We start from the raw sequence: 16893 nt of genomic DNA, 5'->3' as shown, positions 1-16893 counted from the left end.
GGCGGCGATAGGCTGGGGCCATGACCGTTCGTGCCCCGCTCACCCCGGGAAAGCTCACGCCCTGGCGGGCGGTGCCACCGCAGATCGTCCGTCCCGAGTACGTCGGCAAGAAGCGCCCGAAAGAGTGGCGCGGTTCGCACGTGCAGACGCCGGAGACGATCGAGAAGATGCGGATCGCGGGCCGGCTCGCCGCGCAGGCGACGCAGCTGGCCGGTGAGCACTGCAAGCCGGGCGTCACCACGGACGAGATCGACCGCGTGGTGCACGAGTTCCTCACCGATCACGGGGCGTACCCGTCGACGCTGGGCTACAAGGGCTTCCCCAAGTCGTGCTGCACCTCGCTCAACGAGGTGATCTGCCACGGCATCCCGGACAGCACGGTGCTCCAGGACGGCGACATCGTCAACGTCGACGTCACCGCGTACATCGGCGGTGTGCACGGCGACACGGACGCGACATTCTGCGTCGGCGACGTCAGCGAGGAGGCCCGGCTGCTGGTCGAGCGCACCCACGAGGCGATGATGCGCGGCATCCGCGCGGTGGCGCCGGGGCGCCGGATCAACGCCATCGGCCGGGTCATCGAGGCGTACGCGCGCCGCTTCGGCTACGGCGTGGTGCGCGACTTCACCGGCCACGGCATCGGCGAGACCTTCCACAGCGGGCTCTACATCCCGCACTACGACAACCCGCGGCTCGACACGGTGATGGAGCCGGGCATGACGTTCACCATCGAGCCGATGATCACCCTCGGCACCCACGAGTACGAGATGTGGAGCGACGGGTGGACGGTCGTCACCAAGGACCGCAAGTGGACGGCGCAGTTCGAGCACACCCTCGTGGTCACCGAGGACGGCTACGAGATCCTGACGCTGCCCTGACCCGCTAGCCCTCGAACAGCGCGCCCAGCGGGCCGTCGACCGGCCGGCCGCGTGCCGTGAGCTCCTCCGCCTGCTTCTCGAGCACCGCGCCCAGCTCGGTCATGTCGGCGCCGGCCAGCCCGGTGCGCTTGACCGCGTCGGCCCGGTTGCGGAAGTACGTGCGGGTGAGCAGCCCGGTGACCAGCGCGGCGTGCAGGCGGGCCTCCGCCATGAGCACGAGCGCGGCGTCGGTCTCGTACCACTCGGCGAGGCGGACGGCGCGGTCGTGTGCGGCCGAGGCGAGGCACCAGTTGTGCCGGGCGAGCCCGCTGAACTCCGCCGGCCGCGCCTCGGCCAGCCGCGTCAGGTGAGCGTCGCGCTGCGTGGCGAACCATCCGCCCGGGTCGAACAGGTCACGGGCGGTGAGGAAGCGGTCCGCCTCCAGCGGCCATCGCGCCGTCAGCTCCCGGCAGCGGCGCAGCCCCTCCTCGCCGGTCGTCACGCTCAGATCGACCAGGATGCCGTCGACGCGGCGCAGGGCCGCGCGGGGCCCGGCCCCCGTCCGGTACGTGACCACGACCAGGTTGACGTCGCTGCTGCCGGTGTCGTCGCCGTGCGCCAGGGAGCCGTGCACGGCGATGGCCCGCACCTCCGCCGGCCACCGCCGCAGGATCACGTCGCGCAGCCGGGTGGCCAGATACCACCGCGGGTCGGCCAGGTCGATCTCGTCCAGCGCCACCGCTCGATTCTCGGGTACGGACCCGCCGAGTGGAAGATCCTCGATGCGCTCCGTACCGCCCTCAGGGACGTCCGGGCCAGGCCAGCGTCGCCGGGGTGACCGAGCCGAGCCGCCGCCAGCGGGCCGCGCGGACGGCGGCGTCGGTCAGGGCGCCCAGCGCGGCCGACCGGTCGCCGCCCTCGGTGACCGGCAGCACCGCCCGCCAGGCCTGGGCCACGCCGTCCTCCACCCGGATCGCCAGCCTCAGCGCGCTCTCCCGGTCGGTCACCGGGAACGGCAGCTCGTATCCGGCCGGGGCCGGTGCCGCGCTGGCCTGCGCCGCCGCGAGCTCGCTGACCAGCAGGTCCCGGCGGTTGCGGTGCACCGCCTCCGCCGCGCGGGCCTCCGCCAGGTCGCCGTCGCGGGTGAGCCGGACGCCGAGCACCCCGTACGCGTAGATCGCCGCCTCCTCAGCCGCCAGGGCGGCCGCCAGCTGGGCGCTCATCGCAGCGCCTCGGCGTGGGCGGCCCGCGCGGCGGCGATCGAGCCGGTCAGCGCCGCGCGGTCGGCCGGGGCCGTGCGGCACGCGGCGGCCGCCGTCTTCTGCGCCGCCTGCTCGGACCTGCGCAGCGACGCCAGGGTCGGGGTGTCGCCGGCGGCCGCGGACGGGGCGACCGACGGCGCGGTGACGCCGATGACCGCGGCGAGCTCGGCGGCGTGGGCCCGGTGGTCGCCGGCGAGCGGGCTCAGCCTCTCCCGCAGGCCCGGCTCCGCGGCGATGGTGCGGTCGTACGAGGCGGCCAGCCGCACCGCCTCGTCCAGCAGGGGTTGCAGCGGGTCCGGCTGCGGGGCCGGCTCCGGATCGCCGTCGAACAGCCCGCATCCCGCGACCCCGGAGACACCCACGGCCGCCCCCGCGGCCGCGCCCAGGAGCTGACGTCTTTTCACGCCGCCAGTCAACACCATGGGCGCTCCCGCGCCCCTCGGCCGGTGGAGCGCTCCGGGCGGGTGTGCCGCTGACCTGCGCATGGCGCCGAATCGGTGCGGCGGCGGCCGGGTCGCGGGCCCGGCGCGTTACGCTCTGCGTCAGCCTCCGGGGACATGGCCCCGGTGGCATGCCGGTGTTTCCGGCGATCGGACGGCGGACGGCGTACCGCCGCCGTTCGCGAGCAGAAGGGTTGGGCCCGATGACGCAGCGTGGTCGCGCCGGCGCCCGGCCGGCGAACCGCCGCTCCTCCGGTCGCGGCCGGGACGCCTCCGACGAGCACCGCTCGCCGGCTGTTCCCCGGATCGACCTGGTGGCGGCCCGCGCCCGGGTCCGCGCGGTGATCGAGCCGGTCGTCGCGGCGGCCGGGTACGACCTCGAAGAGGTGAACCTGTCCCGCGCGGGCCGGCGCCACCTGGTCCGGGTGCTGGTGGACGCCGACGGCGGGATCAGCCTGGACGACGTCGCCGTGGTGTCCCGGGAGATCTCGGCCACGCTGGACGCGGCGGAGGAGGCCGAGGGCGAGCTGCTCGCCGGCGAGTACCAGCTGGAGGTCGGCTCGCCCGGTGTGGACCGGCCGCTGACGCTGCCGCGGCACTGGCGGCGCAACGCCGGCCGGCTGGTGGCGGTCACCGTGGCGGGACGGTCGGTGACCGGCCGGGTCGTGGCGGCCGACGACGCCGGCATCGTGCTGGACGTCGACGGGACGACCAGCGAACTCGCCTATGCCGAGCTGGGGCCCGGCCGGGTGCAGATCGAGTTCAAGCGGCTCGACGAGGCCGTCTTCGCCGACGAGGACGAGGACGACGAGCAGGACGATGACGACGTGGATGTAGACGACGAGGATGGGGAGGGCGAGGACAGGTGAACATCGACCTCGCGGCGCTGCGCGCCCTGGAGCGCGAGCGGGAGATCCCGTTCGAGACGATCCTCGCGGCGATCGAGACGGCGCTGCTGACGGCGTACCGGCACACGGACGGGGCGGAGAGCCACGCCCGGGTGGAGATCGACCGCAAGACGGGCGCGGCGCTGGTGTTCGCCCAGGAGCTCGACCCCGACGGGACGGTCGTCCGGGAATGGGACGACACCCCGCACGACTTCGGCCGCATCGCGGCCATGACGGCCAAGCAGGTCATCCTGCAGCGCCTGCGCGAGGCCACCGACGAGGCGCACTTCGGCGAGTACGCCGGCCGCGACGGTGACCTGGTGACCGGCATCGTCCAGGCCGACGCGGCCCGGGCCGAGAAGGGCATCGTCATCGTCGACCTCGGCAAGCTCGAGGCGGTGCTGCCGCAGGCCGAGCAGGTACCGGGGGAGACGTACGAGCACGGGTCGCGGATCCGCGCGATCGTCGTGCACGTGGCCAAGGGCTTCCGCGGGCCGCAGATCACCCTGTCGCGCTCGCATCCGGCCCTGGTCAAGAAGCTTTTCGCGCTCGAGGTGCCGGAGATCGCCGACGGTACGGTGGAGATCGCCGCCATTGCGCGTGAGGCAGGTCACCGTACGAAGATCGCGGTCCGTTCGACGGTCCCCGGAGTCAACGCGAAGGGCGCCTGCATCGGGCCGATGGGCCAGCGCGTGCGCGCCGTGATGAGCGAGCTGCACGGCGAGAAGATCGACATCATCGACTGGTCGGAGGATCCCGCGCAGTTCGTCGGCAACGCGCTCTCGCCGGCGAAAGCCCTGCGTGTGGAGGTCGTGGACGCCGGTGCGCGGACCGCTCGGGTGATCGTGCCGGACTTCCAGCTCTCGCTGGCGATCGGCCGCGAGGGGCAGAACGCCCGCCTGGCGGCGCGGCTCACCGGGTGGCGCATCGACATCCGTCCCGACAACGAGCCGGCGTCCGCCGCGGAGCGGGATGCCGCCGAGACCGGAAGCTGACCGGATACGCGGATCCCGCGTGCGAGGGGTAGACTTTTCGGAGGTCGGTCCGATGCGAACCTGCATCGGTTGTCGCTCACGCGTGCCGACTTCCGAGTTACTGCGGTTCGTCGCGGTGAAGGCCGGGGTTGACATCCGGCTGCAGCCCGATCCGGGCCGTCGACTGCCGGGTCGGGGAGCGCATCTGCATCCTGATCCGGCCTGCTTCGCGCAGGCGGAGCGGCGCCGTGCCTTCGGGCGGGCGTTGCGTCTCACCGGTGTTGCTGACACCGGCTTGCTTGCCGAGCACATCCGCGCGGCCTCGCCGCCCGGAACGACCGATGACGAGGCGTCAGAGTCCCGTCACGACCCAGCAAGGTAGGACGACCGACATGAGCACACGATGAAGTCCCTGAAATGACCAGGCTTCAAGTGCAGGAGTGAGGTCGCTGCGGGTTCGGCTCGCACGACCTCGAAGTGAGGAGTGCAGTGCCAGGTAAGGCCCGCGTACACGAGCTCGCGAAGGAGCTCGGGGTCGACAGCAAGACCGTTCTCGCCAAGCTCAAGGAGATGGGCGAGTTCGTCAAGTCCGCATCGAGCACGGTCGAGGCCCCGGTGGCCCGGCGGCTGCGTGGTGCCCTCGACGCCCAGGGCGGTGCCGCCCCGGCGGCGCCCGCCGCGCCCGCGTCGAGCGCCCCCGCGCCCAGCGCGCCCCGTCCCACCCCCACGACCGCCCGGCCGCAGCCGCCCCGCCGGCCCGCCGCCCCGGCCGCGGGCGCACCCAGTGCGCCTTCGTCCCCGGCGCCGAGCCCCGGCGCGATGGCCCGGCCCAAGCCGCCGGTCCCCGGCCGTCTGGGCCCCACGCCCGGCCCGGTCGCCAAGCCGGCGAGTGCCCACGACATCGAGGTCGCGGCCGCCGAGGCGCGCGCCTCGGCACTCAAGGCCGAGCAGGAGGCCGCGGTGAAGGCGGCCCAGGCCGCCCGCACCCGTGACGCCGAGCGCCGGGCGCAGCAGCCCCCGGCCGACGGCACCTCGCGCCCGCGTCCCCCGGGCCCGGGCACGGTTCCGCCGCGTCCCGGCTCGCCCGCTGCCGCCCGTCCCGGCGCGCCGGGCACGCCCACGCCGGGTCGTCCCGGCCCGGGTGGCTCGCCGCGTCCGCCGGCGCGCGGTCCCGGCAACAACCCGTTCGGCGTCTCCGGCGGCGGCGCACCGCGGCCGACCCCCTCGGCGATGCCGCGTCCCAACCAGCCGGGCATGCCGCCGCGGCCGAGCCCCGCCTCGATGCCGCCGCGGCCCAGCCCGGCCTCCATGCCCGCGCAGCGTCCCGGTCGTCCGGGCGGTCCCGGTGCGGGCCGTCCCGGTGGTCCGGGCGGTGGCGGCGGCCGTGGCGGCGCCGGTGGCGGCTTCCGTCCCGGCGGTGGCGGCGGCGCCGGTGGCGGCTTCCGTGGCGGCCCCGGTGGTGGCGGCGGTGGCGGTGGCTACCGTGGTGGCCCCGGTGGTGGCGGCGGTGGCGGTGGCTACCGTGGCGGCCCCGGCGGTGGCGGCGGCGGACCGGTCGGTGCCGGTGCCCCGGGTCGTCCCGGCGGTGGCGGCCGTGGCCGCGGCGGCGGTGCCGCGGGTGCCTTCGGGCGTCCGGGTGGCCGGCCGACCCGCGGTCGCAAGTCGAAGAAGCAGCGGCGTCAAGAGTTCGACAACCTGTCGGCTCCGCAGATGAGCTCGGGTGCCCCGCGCGGTCAGGGTCAGGAGATCCGGCTGTCGCGTGGCGCGTCGCTCTCCGACTTCGCTGACAAGATCAACGCCAACCCGGGCTCGCTCGTCCAGGAGATGTTCAACCTGGGCGAGATGGTGACGGCGACGCAGTCGTGCTCCGACGACACGCTGCTGCTGCTCGGCGAGCACCTGGGCTTCGACGTGCAGATCGTCAGCCCCGAGGACGAGGACCGCGAGCTGCTCGCGCAGTTCAACATCGACCTCGACGCCGACGTCGCCGAGGACCGCCTCGTCACCCGGCCGCCGGTCGTGACCGTCATGGGTCACGTCGACCACGGTAAGACGAAGCTGCTCGACGCGATCCGCAAGACCAACGTGGTGGCCGGCGAGGCGGGTGGCATCACCCAGCACATCGGCGCCTACCAGGTGGGCTACCAGCACAACGGCACCGACCGCGCCATCACCTTCCTGGACACCCCGGGTCACGAGGCGTTCACCGCCATGCGTGCCCGTGGCGCCCAGGCGACGGACATCGTCATCCTGGTGGTGGCCGCCGACGACGGCGTCATGCCGCAGACGGTGGAGGCGCTCAACCACGCCAAGGCCGCCGAGGTGCCGATCGTGGTCGCGGTCAACAAGGTCGACAAGCCGGACGCCAACCCGGAGAAGGTCCGCCAGCAGCTGGCCGACTACGGGCTCCTCGCCGAGGAGTACGGCGGCGACACGATGTTCGTCAACGTGGCGGCGAAGCCCGGCATCGGCATCGACGACCTGCTCGAGGCCGTCCTGCTGACCGCCGACGCGTCGTTGGAGCTGACCGCTCCGATCGACGGCCCCGCCCAGGGCGTCGTGGTCGAGTCGCACCTGGACAAGGGCCGCGGTGCGGTCGCCACCGTCCTGGTGCAGAAGGGCACGCTGCGTGCCGGTGACTCGATCGTGGCGGGCGGCGCGCACGGCCGCGTCCGCGCCATGCTCGACGAGAACGGCCAGGCCGTGGCCGAGGCGGAGCCGGCTCGCCCGGTCCTGGTGCTGGGTCTGACCTCGGTGCCGGGTGCGGGTGACACGTTCCTCGCCGCCGAGGACGACCGCACGGTGCGGCAGATCGCCGAGCAGCGGCAGGCACGCCGCCGCGCGGCGAGCTTCGCCAACTCGCGCGGCCGGGCCACCCTCGAGACGCTCATGGAGCAGCTCAAGGAGGGCGAGAAGACCTCGCTCACCCTGCTCATCAAGGGCGACTCCTCCGGTTCGGTGGAGGCCCTCGAGGACGCGCTGTTCAAGATCGAGATTCCGGACGAGATCCAGCTCAAGGTCATCCACCGCGGCGTCGGTGCGATCACCGAGAGCGACGTCAACCTGGCGTCGGCCTCGTCGGAGCAGATCGCGACGATCATCGGCTTCAACGTCCGGGCCTCGAACAAGGTCAAGGAGATGGCCGACCGCGCCGGCGTGGAGATCCGCTACTACAGCGTGATCTACCAGGCCATCGAGGAGATCGAGGCGGCGCTCAAGGGCCTGCTCAAGCCCGAGTACGAAGAGGTGGAGCTCGGCACGGCGGAGATCCGCGAGGTCTTCCGCTCGTCGAAGATCGGTCTCATCTCGGGTTGTATGGTCCGGTCCGGTCTCATCCGCCGCAACGCCAAGGCGCGCATCCTGCGCGAGGGTGTCGTGGTGGCGGAGAACGTCACGATCAGCTCGCTGAAGCGTTTCAAGGACGACGCCACCGAGGTCCGCGAGGGCTTCGAGTGTGGTCTGACCCTCTCCGGCTTCGGCACGCCGCAGGTCGGCGACGTGATCGAGACCTTCGAGATGCGTGAGAAGCCGCGGTCGTAACGGCCCCGGCATGACCACGGCCCCCGGTGCTGGAGCACCGGGGGCCGTTGTCTTTACTACTGGGATGTCCCGCTACGCCCTGCTGCTCGCCCCCTCCGCCAACCGCGTCTACGCCGACCAGGCCGGCCGCCTCTCCCGGGCGGAGTTGGCGGCGTTCTCCCCGGTGCTCTCCGGCCCGCTCGCCGACGTCGCGGAGACCACCATCGGCGGCGTCGGCTACCTGACCTTCTCCGGCGAGCTCGCCGAGCGGGACATCGCGTACCTGTCGAACCTTTCGGCGGCCCACGCCCTCTTCCTGCGGGTGGAGGACGACCTGCTGCGCCCGCTGACGCTCAGCCCGCTGGCCCGCTTCGACAGCGACCTCATCACCATCCCGAAGTACGCCGGCAAGACCAACGAGCAGTTCACCAAGCTGCTGCTCAACCTGACGCTGCTCGCCTCGGCGGCCGCGCCGAGGATGCTCGACGGCCCGGTCACGGTCTGCGACCCGCTCGCGGGCCGCGGCACCACCCTCAACCAGGCCCTCATGTACGGCTACGACGCCCTCGGCATCGAGATCGACGGCAAGGACGTGGAGGCGTACAAGCTCTTCCTGCAGACCTGGCTCAAGCGCAAGCGGCTCAAGCACACCGCGGACCTGGTTCCCGTACGCCGCCAGGGCCGCCGCGCCGCCCGCAGGCTCGAGATCACGCTCGCGGCGAGCAAGGAGGACCACAAGGCGGGCGAGGTGCGCAAGGTGACGGTGCTGCACGCCGACACCACGCAGATCGACGGCCTGCTGCGCGCCGGTTGCGCCGACGTCCTGGTCGCCGACCTCCCGTACGGCGTCGCGCACGGCAGCCACGACGACCAGGGCGGCATGTCCCGGCGGCCGCTGGACCTGCTCGAACGCGCCGTACCGGTGTGGCGGACGCTGCTGCGCACCGGGGGCGCGATCGGGCTGTCCTGGAACACCAAGGTGGCCAGGCGCGAGCTCGCCGAGGACATCCTCATCGCCAACGGCCTGGAGATCGTCGCCCACGACGACCTGAGCCACCGCGTCGACCAGGGCATCGAGCGCGACGTGGTGGTCGCCCGCAAACTCGGATGATCACGTCGGTGGGTGGGCGTAGTCTGCTGGCTGATGTACACCGAGACTGCGCTCTTCGACCTGCTCCTGCCCGGCGACTCCCGGTCGCTCAAACAGAAGCGTTCCTACGTCCGGCCGATCATCGCGATGCTGCGCAAGTTCGAGGTCAGCGTCGCCGAGGTCGGGATGCACGACCTGCACGGGCGCGCCCAGCTCGGGGTCGCCGTGGTGGCGGCCGAGCCCGCCCAGGCCCGTGCCGTGATCGACACCTGCGAGAACCAGGTGGCGGGGCGACCCGAGATCGAGCTGCTCTCGGTCCGCCGCCGCCTCTACGGCGAGGACGACTGAACCGGTTCGTGCCGCCGCGGGTAAGGGGCTCTGTGAGTGCCACCGGGGGCGAGGGTGCCGCGGGGGCCTGCGGGCGGGGCTGCTGCGGGCGGTCGCCGCTGGGGTGATCTTCCGTGGGTCGGGGTGCTGTGGCCGGCGTCCTGATCGTGGGGGACATACACGGTGGTGGGGAGCGCTCGACGCACCGGCGGGACGTTCGGGGTGGGGCGGTCATGGGTAGGCTCTCAGCGTTGGGCGGGGGTTGGTCTTACCCCGGAGGCACGGTTGTCGGAGGTGGGCGATATGTCGGATCCGGCCAAGACGCGACGGCACGCGGAGCGGGTGCGGGAGCTGGTGGCTTCGCTGGTGCGCGAGATCAAGGATCCCCGGCTCGGCATGGTGACCGTGACCGACGCCCGGATCACGGGTGACCTGCGGGACGCGCACGTGTACTACACCGTGCTGGGTGACCAGACCGAGCAGGCCTCGACCGCCGCCGCGCTGGAGAGTGCCAAGGGCATGCTGCGCAGCCGGGTCGGGCACGCGCTCGGGCTGCGGCACTCGCCGAGCCTCACCTTCGTGCTGGACAACGTGCAGGACCACGCCAAGGAGATCGACGACCTGCTCGCCGCGGCGCGGCACCGGGACGCCGAGGTGCAGCGGCTGGCCGCCGGCAAGCAGTACGCGGGCGATCCCGACCCGTACAAGTCCGACGACGTGGACGAGGACGACGACGAGGCGGCCGACGAGCGGGTGGGCGCCGAGGAGAAACGGTGACGGAGACGGTCACCGCGACCGTGCCGGTGAGCGTCTCCGAGGCGGAGTGGGCCGAGGCCGTACGGACGGTCCGCGAACTCGCCCCGGCCGGGCGGGTGCTGCTGATCTGCCACGTCAGCCCGGACGGGGACGCGCTCGGCAGCATGCTCGGCTTCGCGCTGGGCCTGCGCCGCCTGGGCGTACGGGACCTGCAGGCCACCTTCCCGGACCCGTTCGACATCCCGGAGCCGTTCACCGGTCTGCCCGGCCTCGATCTGCTCGTGCCGGAGTCGCAGGCGTACCCGGACCCCGACCTGGTCCTGGTCTTCGACGTGGCCGCCGAGTCCCGGCTCGGCGGCCTGGTCGACCGGCTGGCGGCCGCCCGGGCCACGGTCGTGCTGGACCATCACGCCTCCAACACCCGCTTCGGCGGCGTGCACCTGGTCGACGCCACCGCGGCCGCGACCGCCGTGGTGGCCGAGCAGCTGCTCGACCGGCTCGACGTGCCGCTCGACGCGGAGATCGCCGAGTGCCTGTACGTGGCCCTCGCGACCGACACCGGGTCGTTCCGCTTCGACATGACCACGCCGCGGGTGCACGAGATGGCGGCCCGGCTGATCGCGACCGGGCTGCGCCCCGGGGACATCTCCCGGCGGATCTTCGACAGCCGGCCGTTCGGGGCGATGAAGCTCTTCGCCGACGTGCTGGGCCGCGCGCAGCTGGATCCCACCGCGGCGGCCGGGCACGGCATGGTCTGGACGTACGCGACCCTGGATGATCTGGCCCGCCACGGGCAGCGCCCGTACGTGCTGGACGCCCTCATCGATCCGGTCCGGTGCGTGGCGGAGGTGGACGTGTCCGTGGTGGTCAAGGAGGTCGCCGCGGGCGAGTGGGCGGTGTCGCTGCGCAGCAAGGGCGCGGTCGACGTGAGCGCCGTGGCGGTCGCCCTCGGCGGAGGTGGCCACCGGCTCGCCGCCGGGTTTACCGGCTACGGCGCCCCGGGCGACGTCGTGGTCGCCGTCCGCGAGCAGCTCGACGCCCACGTGATCGTCTAGCAGGGCGGATGTCGCCGCCGTTGTCCCGCTCTGCGGGAAGGATGCGGCACAGAGCGGGACTGAACGATAGCTTGGTTTAACGGTGATTTGGTTTTCGCGCGGTCGACGATCCTGAGCCGTCGCGAAGACCTCGAGCCACCCGGGTGCACCCATCCGGGCCGCGTCGCTCGCCATCCGTCCGGTGATCCCGGGCCGGTTTCCGCGACGCCCCGCTCGACCCGATTCTGTGGGAGGTCCACGCTCATGGCCGCCAAGCCGAAGCCCCAGTCGTCCGAAGACACCCGCGAGCAGGCCCGCCGGGCCCTGCAGACGTCGATGGACACGCGCCAGTAACCCATCCCGCGGGTAACTGGCGTGCCCGCATTGTGATCCTTACGGCACGGCGGGCATCATGACTGTTCATGAGCCCGCCCGCCGTCGTCGACCGCACGCTCACCCGGCGCATCGCCGCCCTTGCCCTGCCGGCCCTGGTCGTGCTCGCGGCCGAACCGCTGTACGTCCTGGTCGACACCGCCGTGGTGGGCCACCTCGGCCGGGTTCCGCTCGCCGCGGTCGCCGTCGGCGGCACGGTGATGTCGCTGGCCGTCTGGTTCGGCACGCTCATGGCGTACGGGACGACGGGACGCGCCGCCCGCCGGTTCGGCGCCGGTGACCGGACCGCCGCCGTCGCCGAGGGGGTGCAGGCCTCCTGGCTGGCGCTGTCGACCGGCGTCCTGCTGATCGTGTTCGTCCAGATCTTCGCCGACCCGCTCTCCCGGGTCCTGGCGAGCGACCCGCGGGCCGCCGGCGCCGCCGCGGACTGGCTGCGCGTCGCCGTGTTCGGCGCCCCGGGCCTGCTGCTCGCGGCGGCCGGCAACGGCTGGATGCGCGGCGTGCAGGACACCCGCCGCCCGCTCGTCTTCGTCCTCGGCGCGAACGTGCTGTCCGCGGCGCTCTGCCCGCTGCTGGTCTATCCGGCGGGCTGGGGGCTCACCGGTTCCGCCGTCGCCAACGTCACCGCCCAGTCCCTCTCCGGCGGACTCTTCCTGTGGGCGATCGTGCGGGAACGCGCGCCGCTGCGCCCGGTGCCGGCGATCATCGGCAACCAGCTTCTCCTCGGTCGCGACCTGCTGCTGCGCGGCGCGGCGTTCCAGGCCTGCTGGTTGTCGGCGACCGCGGTGGCGGCCCGCTTCGGGGTGGCCGCGCTCGGCGCCCACCAGATCGCGTTGCAGCTGTGGTTCTTCGCCGCGCTGGCCCTGGACGCGGTGGCGATCGCCGCCCAGTCGCTGGTGGGCGCGGCGCTCGGCGCCGGCGACGAGCGGGCCGCCCGCGAGGTGGCCCGCCGGGTCACGATCGTCGGCGGGGTCGCCGGGGTGGCCTTCGCGGTGCTCGCCGCGGCGGGCGCGGGCGTGATCCCCGGGATCTTCACCGGTGACCGCTCGGTGCACGCCCAGGCGGCGGTGGTGTGGCCCTGGTTCGTGGGCATGCTCCCGTTCGCCGGCGTCGTCTACGCCCTCGACGGGGTGCTGATCGGCGCCGGTGACGTCGGCTACCTGCGCTCGATGACCCTGGTCGGCGCGGTGGGCGGTTTCCTGCCGCTGATCTGGCTCGCGTACGCGTTCGGCTGGGGCCTGCCCGGGATCTGGGCGGGCCTCGCGCTGTTCACGCTGGTCCGCCTCGTCGCCCTGCTGATCCGGTGGCGCGGCCCGCGCTGGGTGGTCCTGGGCGCGACCCGCTGACCGCGGTCTGGTTGGGTGGAGGCCGTGAACGCGGACGGTCTCATCGTTGTGGACAAGCCGGGCGGGATGACCTCCCATGACGTCGTCGCCCGGATCCGGCGGCTCGCCAGGACCCGGCGGGTCGGGCACGGCGGCACCCTCGACCCGATGGCCACCGGGGTCCTGGTGATCGGCGTCAACCGGGCGACGCGGCTGCTCACGTACGTGATCGGCGCGCGTAAGAGCTACCGTGCCACGATCCGGCTCGGGCAGACGACGGTCACCGACGACGCCGAGGGCGAGGTGACCGGCAGCTTCTCCGCCACGGACGTCACCGAGGAGGGCATCCGCGCCGGGCTGGCCGCGCAGACCGGCGAGATCGACCAGGTGCCGAGCGCAGTCAGCGCGATCAAGGTGAACGGGCAGCGGGCGTACAAGCGGGTCCGCGACGGCGAGCAGGTCGAGCTGGCCGCCCGCCGGGTCACCGTCCACCGCCTGGACGTCGGGGAGATCCGCCGGCACGGCGAGGTCGTCGACGTCGACGTCGACGTGGCGTGTTCCAGCGGCACCTACATCCGGGCCATCGCCCGCGACCTCGGCCGCACCCTCGGTGTCGGCGGCCACCTGACCGCGCTGCGGCGTACGGCCGTCGGCGGGCTGTCGCTGGACGAGGCGGTGACGCTCGAACAGCTGGAGGAGCGCGCGCCGGACGTGATCTCGCTGCCGATGGCCGAGGCGGCGCGGCGGGCCTTCGCGCAGCGCGAGGCCACGGCGGAGGAGGCGCGGGTGCTCAGCCACGGTGGACCGCTCGCGCCGGTGGGCATCGAGGGCCCGTACGCGGTCTTCGGCCCGGCCGGCGAGCTGCTGGCCGTGGTCTGCGAACGCGGCGGAAAAGCACGCGCGGAGATCGTGCTGGCACCCGCCTAGAAAAGCCGGCGCTAGGAGGAGCGGCGGGAGAGGTGCTCGGCGACGACGGCGACCAGGTCGGCCGCCGCGTACGGCTTGTCGAGGAAGCCGTCGCAGCCCGCCTCCAGCGCCGCCGCCCGGTCCTGCGGCAGGACGCTCGCGGTCACCGCGACCACCGAGGGGCGCGGGCGGCCCGCGGCGACCGTCCCGGCGGCCAGCTCGCCGGCGAGCGTGAGCCCGTTGCCGTCCGGCAGGTTCATGTCGAGCAGCACCAGATCGACGTCCTCGCGGCCGAGCTGCGTGCGGGCGGCCGCCAGGCTCGGCGCGTCCAGGACCTCGGCATCGCGTACGGCTTCCACGTCCGCCCGGGCCAGAACCGCCTTGACCAGCGTGCGGTTCAGCTCCTCGTCCTCGACCAGCAGGATGCGCGGGTTGTGGGCCGTCACGGCTTCTCCTTGTCCACGTCGTTGCGCACGCCCAGCAGCGGGGCGAGCTTGTCCGAGCCGGCGCCGCCGGCCATCGCGGTGGCCACCACGCCGCCCGCCATCGCCGTCGCCACCAGGGAGGCGTCGCCCGCGGCCGCGGCGAGGCCGAGCACCGGGGTGTGCCGGGTCGCCGGGTCGCGCTCGATCGCGGCCAGCATGCTGAAGCCGTCGACCTCGCGTGCCTGCATGTCGCAGACGATCAGGTCGAAGTGGCTCTCGCGGCTCTTCGCCAGCCCGTCGCGGCCGTCGGCGACGGCGACCACGTCGGCGCCGCCGGCCCGCAGGCCGTCCTCGATGGCCTGGCGGATCGAGTCGTCGTGGTCGACCACCAGCACGCGGGGCGCCGGCCGGTTGGCGACCGCGCGGGCCAGCGCCCCGAGCAGGGCGGGCTGGTCGACCGGCTTGACGAAGTAGCCGTCGGCGCCGAGGGCGAGGCCGGCCTGCCGCTCGTCGATGATCGTCGCGAAGAAGACCGGGATGCCGGCGAGCCGCTCGTCGGCCTTGAGCCGCCGGAGCACCTCGAAGCCGTCGATGCCGGGCAGCGCCACGTCCAGCACGATCGCGTCGGGCGGCTGGGCCCCCGCGGCGGTGAGGGCGGCCTCGCCGGTACCGGCCAGGTCGACGTGGTAGCCCGCGTTCTCCAGCTGGGTCTGCAGCAGCTCGGCGGACTGCGGGTCGTCCTCGACCAGCAGGACTCGCGCGCCCTCGCCGGGCCGGTGCGGGGTCTGCGAGTTGACCACGGGCGCGGACGGCAGCCGTACGGTGAACGAACTGCCCTCGCCCGGCGCCGACAGCAGCGAGATCTCGCCCCCGTGCGCCTCGACCAGCCGCTTGGTCAGCGCGAGACCCAGGCCGGTGCCGGCGCGTTGCCGGTCGGGGTCGCCGACCTGCTGGAACTCCTCGAACACCTTCTGCTGGTCGGCGGGGGCGATGCCGACGCCGGTGTCCGCCACGGTGACCGTCACGGCGTCGCCGGCGACCGCGGTCGTGACGGTGATCCGGCCGCCTTCCGGGGTGAACTTGATCGCGTTGGAGAGCAGGTTCTCCACGATCTGCCGGAAGCGCACCCGGTCGGCGTTCGCGGTCGCCGGGGCCAGCGCGGTGGCGACGGTGAGCTCCTTCTTCGTGATCAGCGGCGAGAGGCCGGTCAGGAGCTCCTCGACGGCGGTGTCCACCCGCAGCGGCGCGAGTCGCAGCTCCAGCCGCCCGGCCTCGACCTTGGCCAGGTCGAGGATGTCGTTGATCAGGCCCAGCAGGTGCCGGCCGCTGGTGTGGATGTGGTCCACCCAGTCCGCGGGGACCCGCCGCCGGTCGCCGTCCGGCTCCTCCATCCGCATGAGGTCGCTGAAGCCGATGATCGCGTTGAGCGGGGTACGCAACTCGTGGCTCATGTTCGCCAGGAAGGCGCTCTTGGCCTGGCTGGCCCGGGTCAGCGCGTCCACCGATGCGCTGAGCTCGTCGGCCATCCGGCGCTGCGCGTCGAGGACCGCCTGCCGTTCGGCCAGGATGCCGGCCTGCCCGCCGAGCAGCGCGAGCAGCCGCAGGTCGTCGTCGCTGAACAGGCCGCGATGGCGGTTGAAGAGCAGCACCGCGCCCTCGGCCTCGGGCGGCACCGGCATGCTGAGCACGGTCACGAAGTCGTCGCTGAGGTCGCCGAAGTGCTGGACCAGCGCGGGGTCGCCCTCGCGGAGCCGGGCGGGCTGGCCGGAGCGGATCAGCGTGGTCAGATCGGTGCAGCTGAGCTTGTCGAGTGTGGCGATGGGCGGCCCGGCGTACGCCGTGGGCGCGAGGAGCCCGTCGCTGCGCGGCATGAGGACGGCGACGGCGTCGGCGCCGGTCTGCACCCGCATGATCTCGGCGTACGTCTGCCACACCTCCGCCGGGCTGCTGACGTGGGCCCGCAGCAGGCGTTCGGTGACCGATTGGGCGGCGGTGGCCGAGAAGGCCCGGCGCATCCAGCGCGGCGGGACGAACGCGATGAGGTAGCCGATGCCGGAGGCCAGGGCGAGCACCCGGCTGACGACACCGAACGCGGGATGCAGCGACTGCAGCCCGATGAGCACGATCATGATGCCGAAGACGAGCGTCGCGGCGGCGGCGATGGTGAGCCGGGCCCGGTTGGCCCCGGTCCGGCTCCGGGCCTTGCCGTAGAGCAGGCCGGCCGCGATGACCTCGGTGACGAGGAAGTAGGTCACCGCGGCGAGCAACCAGCCCCGCGGCAGGGGACGGGGCAGGAAGAAGAGCGGTGCGGCGGTGGCGACGAAGAACACCGGCAGGACGACGTGCAGCCACCGCGGCACCGGCCGCAGCCGGCCGGCCAGGCGGACCGTCAGGTACGGCTGGGCCAGTAGGAAGGCGACCGAGACGGAGTTCACCCAGACGGGCGGCGTGCCGTCGAACAGCCGGCGGGCCACGTCGACGCAGAACAGCACCGTGCAGGGTGCGAAGACCAGCGTGACGTCGCGCTGCAGGGGGTCGCGCCCGCGGAGATAACCACGCAGCGCGCGGACGAAGAGGACGACAAAGGTGAACTCTGTCGTCAGCAGGATCAGGGCACTCCAGCCGATGCGCATATCAGTACCAACTGTACCGTTTCAGGCACTCGTGGCGACCGATACTCTTACGCCGGGAACGCACA

General features: G+C 73.3%; 16 protein-coding genes. 11 read left to right on the top strand and 5 right to left on the bottom strand.

Annotation, left to right across the window (positions count from 1 at the left end; all coding sequences use genetic code 11):
• Nucleotides 1-20 precede the first annotated feature (20 nt).
• Nucleotides 21-878 (top strand): type I methionyl aminopeptidase, encoded by an 858-nt coding sequence (gene map, locus IEY99_RS14725; RefSeq protein WP_189203389.1) that lies wholly within the window; start codon nt 21-23, stop codon nt 876-878.
• Between the two features lie 4 nt (nt 879-882).
• Here map and IEY99_RS14720 read toward each other — a convergent pair whose 3' ends face one another.
• From IEY99_RS14720 to IEY99_RS14710, 3 genes are all read right to left on the bottom strand, one after another.
• Nucleotides 883-1596, bottom strand: a complete 714-nt coding sequence (locus IEY99_RS14720; protein ID WP_189203387.1) for a nucleotidyltransferase domain-containing protein — start codon at nt 1594-1596, stop codon at nt 883-885.
• A gap of 61 nt (nt 1597-1657) precedes the next feature.
• Nucleotides 1658-2080: a DUF4439 domain-containing protein gene (locus tag IEY99_RS14715; protein WP_189203385.1), complete on the bottom strand. Its 423-nt coding sequence runs from the start codon at nt 2078-2080 to the stop codon at nt 1658-1660.
• Nucleotides 2077-2523, bottom strand: a complete 447-nt coding sequence (locus tag IEY99_RS14710; RefSeq protein ID WP_229798660.1) for a hypothetical protein — start codon at nt 2521-2523, stop codon at nt 2077-2079. Before IEY99_RS14710 ends, IEY99_RS14715 begins: the two co-directional genes overlap by 4 nt.
• Before the next feature lie 239 nt (nt 2524-2762).
• On the opposite strand from IEY99_RS14710, the gene rimP reads away from it, so the two are divergent.
• From rimP to truB, 10 genes are all read left to right on the top strand, one after another.
• Nucleotides 2763-3428 (top strand): ribosome maturation factor RimP, encoded by a 666-nt coding sequence (rimP, locus tag IEY99_RS14705; RefSeq protein WP_189203381.1) that lies wholly within the window; start codon nt 2763-2765, stop codon nt 3426-3428.
• Nucleotides 3425-4441, top strand: coding sequence for a transcription termination factor NusA (gene nusA / locus IEY99_RS14700; protein ID WP_189203378.1), 1017 nt, complete (start codon nt 3425-3427; stop codon nt 4439-4441). The genes rimP and nusA overlap by 4 nt, the downstream gene beginning before the upstream one ends.
• Nucleotides 4419-4802: a YlxR family protein gene (locus tag IEY99_RS14695; RefSeq protein WP_373293349.1), complete on the top strand. Its 384-nt coding sequence runs from the start codon at nt 4419-4421 to the stop codon at nt 4800-4802. Before nusA ends, IEY99_RS14695 begins: the two co-directional genes overlap by 23 nt.
• Before the next feature lie 107 nt (nt 4803-4909).
• Nucleotides 4910-7960 carry a translation initiation factor IF-2 gene (infB, locus tag IEY99_RS14690; RefSeq protein ID WP_189203374.1) on the top strand — a complete coding sequence of 1017 codons (3051 nt, stop codon included), beginning with the start codon at nt 4910-4912 and terminating at the stop codon, nt 7958-7960.
• Between the two features lie 64 nt (nt 7961-8024).
• The gene (locus IEY99_RS14685; protein ID WP_189203372.1) at nt 8025-9050 is read left to right on the top strand and encodes a TRM11 family SAM-dependent methyltransferase; all 1026 of its coding nucleotides are present in this window, start codon (nt 8025-8027) and stop codon (nt 9048-9050) included.
• A gap of 33 nt (nt 9051-9083) precedes the next feature.
• A complete protein-coding gene (locus tag IEY99_RS14680; RefSeq protein ID WP_189203370.1) occupies nt 9084-9377 on the top strand; it encodes a DUF503 domain-containing protein in 294 nt (97 codons plus the stop codon).
• A 282-nt stretch (nt 9378-9659) separates the two neighbouring features.
• Nucleotides 9660-10133: a 30S ribosome-binding factor RbfA gene (gene rbfA, locus IEY99_RS14675; RefSeq protein WP_189203368.1), complete on the top strand. Its 474-nt coding sequence runs from the start codon at nt 9660-9662 to the stop codon at nt 10131-10133.
• Nucleotides 10130-11167 (top strand): DHH family phosphoesterase, encoded by a 1038-nt coding sequence (locus tag IEY99_RS14670; protein ID WP_189203366.1) that lies wholly within the window; start codon nt 10130-10132, stop codon nt 11165-11167. Before rbfA ends, IEY99_RS14670 begins: the two co-directional genes overlap by 4 nt.
• Before the next feature lie 401 nt (nt 11168-11568).
• Nucleotides 11569-12885, top strand: coding sequence for an MATE family efflux transporter (locus tag IEY99_RS14665; protein WP_189203364.1), 1317 nt, complete (start codon nt 11569-11571; stop codon nt 12883-12885).
• 24 nt (nt 12886-12909) lie between these two features.
• Nucleotides 12910-13791 (top strand): tRNA pseudouridine(55) synthase TruB, encoded by an 882-nt coding sequence (gene truB, locus IEY99_RS14660; RefSeq protein ID WP_189203362.1) that lies wholly within the window; start codon nt 12910-12912, stop codon nt 13789-13791.
• Between the two features lie 11 nt (nt 13792-13802).
• Here the strand turns inward: truB and IEY99_RS14655 are convergent, their stop codons facing one another.
• Both IEY99_RS14655 and IEY99_RS14650 read right to left on the bottom strand, forming a co-directional pair.
• The gene (locus tag IEY99_RS14655; RefSeq protein WP_189203360.1) at nt 13803-14216 is read right to left on the bottom strand and encodes a response regulator; all 414 of its coding nucleotides are present in this window, start codon (nt 14214-14216) and stop codon (nt 13803-13805) included.
• On the bottom strand, nt 14213-16828 hold the full coding sequence (locus IEY99_RS14650; protein ID WP_189203358.1) for a response regulator: 2616 nt from the start codon (nt 16826-16828) through the stop codon (nt 14213-14215). The genes IEY99_RS14655 and IEY99_RS14650 overlap by 4 nt, the downstream gene beginning before the upstream one ends.
• Nucleotides 16829-16893 lie beyond the last annotated feature (65 nt).

The organism is Couchioplanes azureus (assembly GCF_014648355.1).
Taxonomy (GTDB): domain Bacteria; phylum Actinomycetota; class Actinomycetes; order Mycobacteriales; family Micromonosporaceae; genus Actinoplanes; species Actinoplanes azureus.
This window is presented reverse-complemented; position numbering and strand designations above follow the sequence as displayed.

Excerpts from the sequence above, each read along its gene's own strand:
- IEY99_RS14685 (WP_189203372.1), top strand. The coding sequence starts at position 8,025 with ATGTCCCGCTACGCCCTGCTGCTCGCCCCCTCCGCCAACCGCGTCTAC.
- IEY99_RS14680 (WP_189203370.1), top strand. The coding sequence starts at position 9,084 with ATGTACACCGAGACTGCGCTCTTCGACCTGCTCCTGCCCGGCGACTCC.
- IEY99_RS14715 (WP_189203385.1), bottom strand. The coding sequence starts at position 2,080 with ATGAGCGCCCAGCTGGCGGCCGCCCTGGCGGCTGAGGAGGCGGCGATC.
- rbfA (WP_189203368.1), top strand. The coding sequence starts at position 9,660 with ATGTCGGATCCGGCCAAGACGCGACGGCACGCGGAGCGGGTGCGGGAG.
- IEY99_RS14665 (WP_189203364.1), top strand. The coding sequence starts at position 11,569 with ATGAGCCCGCCCGCCGTCGTCGACCGCACGCTCACCCGGCGCATCGCC.
- rimP (WP_189203381.1), top strand. The coding sequence starts at position 2,763 with ATGACGCAGCGTGGTCGCGCCGGCGCCCGGCCGGCGAACCGCCGCTCC.
- map (WP_189203389.1), top strand. The coding sequence starts at position 21 with ATGACCGTTCGTGCCCCGCTCACCCCGGGAAAGCTCACGCCCTGGCGG.
- IEY99_RS14695 (WP_373293349.1), top strand. The coding sequence starts at position 4,419 with ATGCCGCCGAGACCGGAAGCTGACCGGATACGCGGATCCCGCGTGCGA.
- IEY99_RS14650 (WP_189203358.1), bottom strand. The coding sequence starts at position 16,828 with ATGCGCATCGGCTGGAGTGCCCTGATCCTGCTGACGACAGAGTTCACC.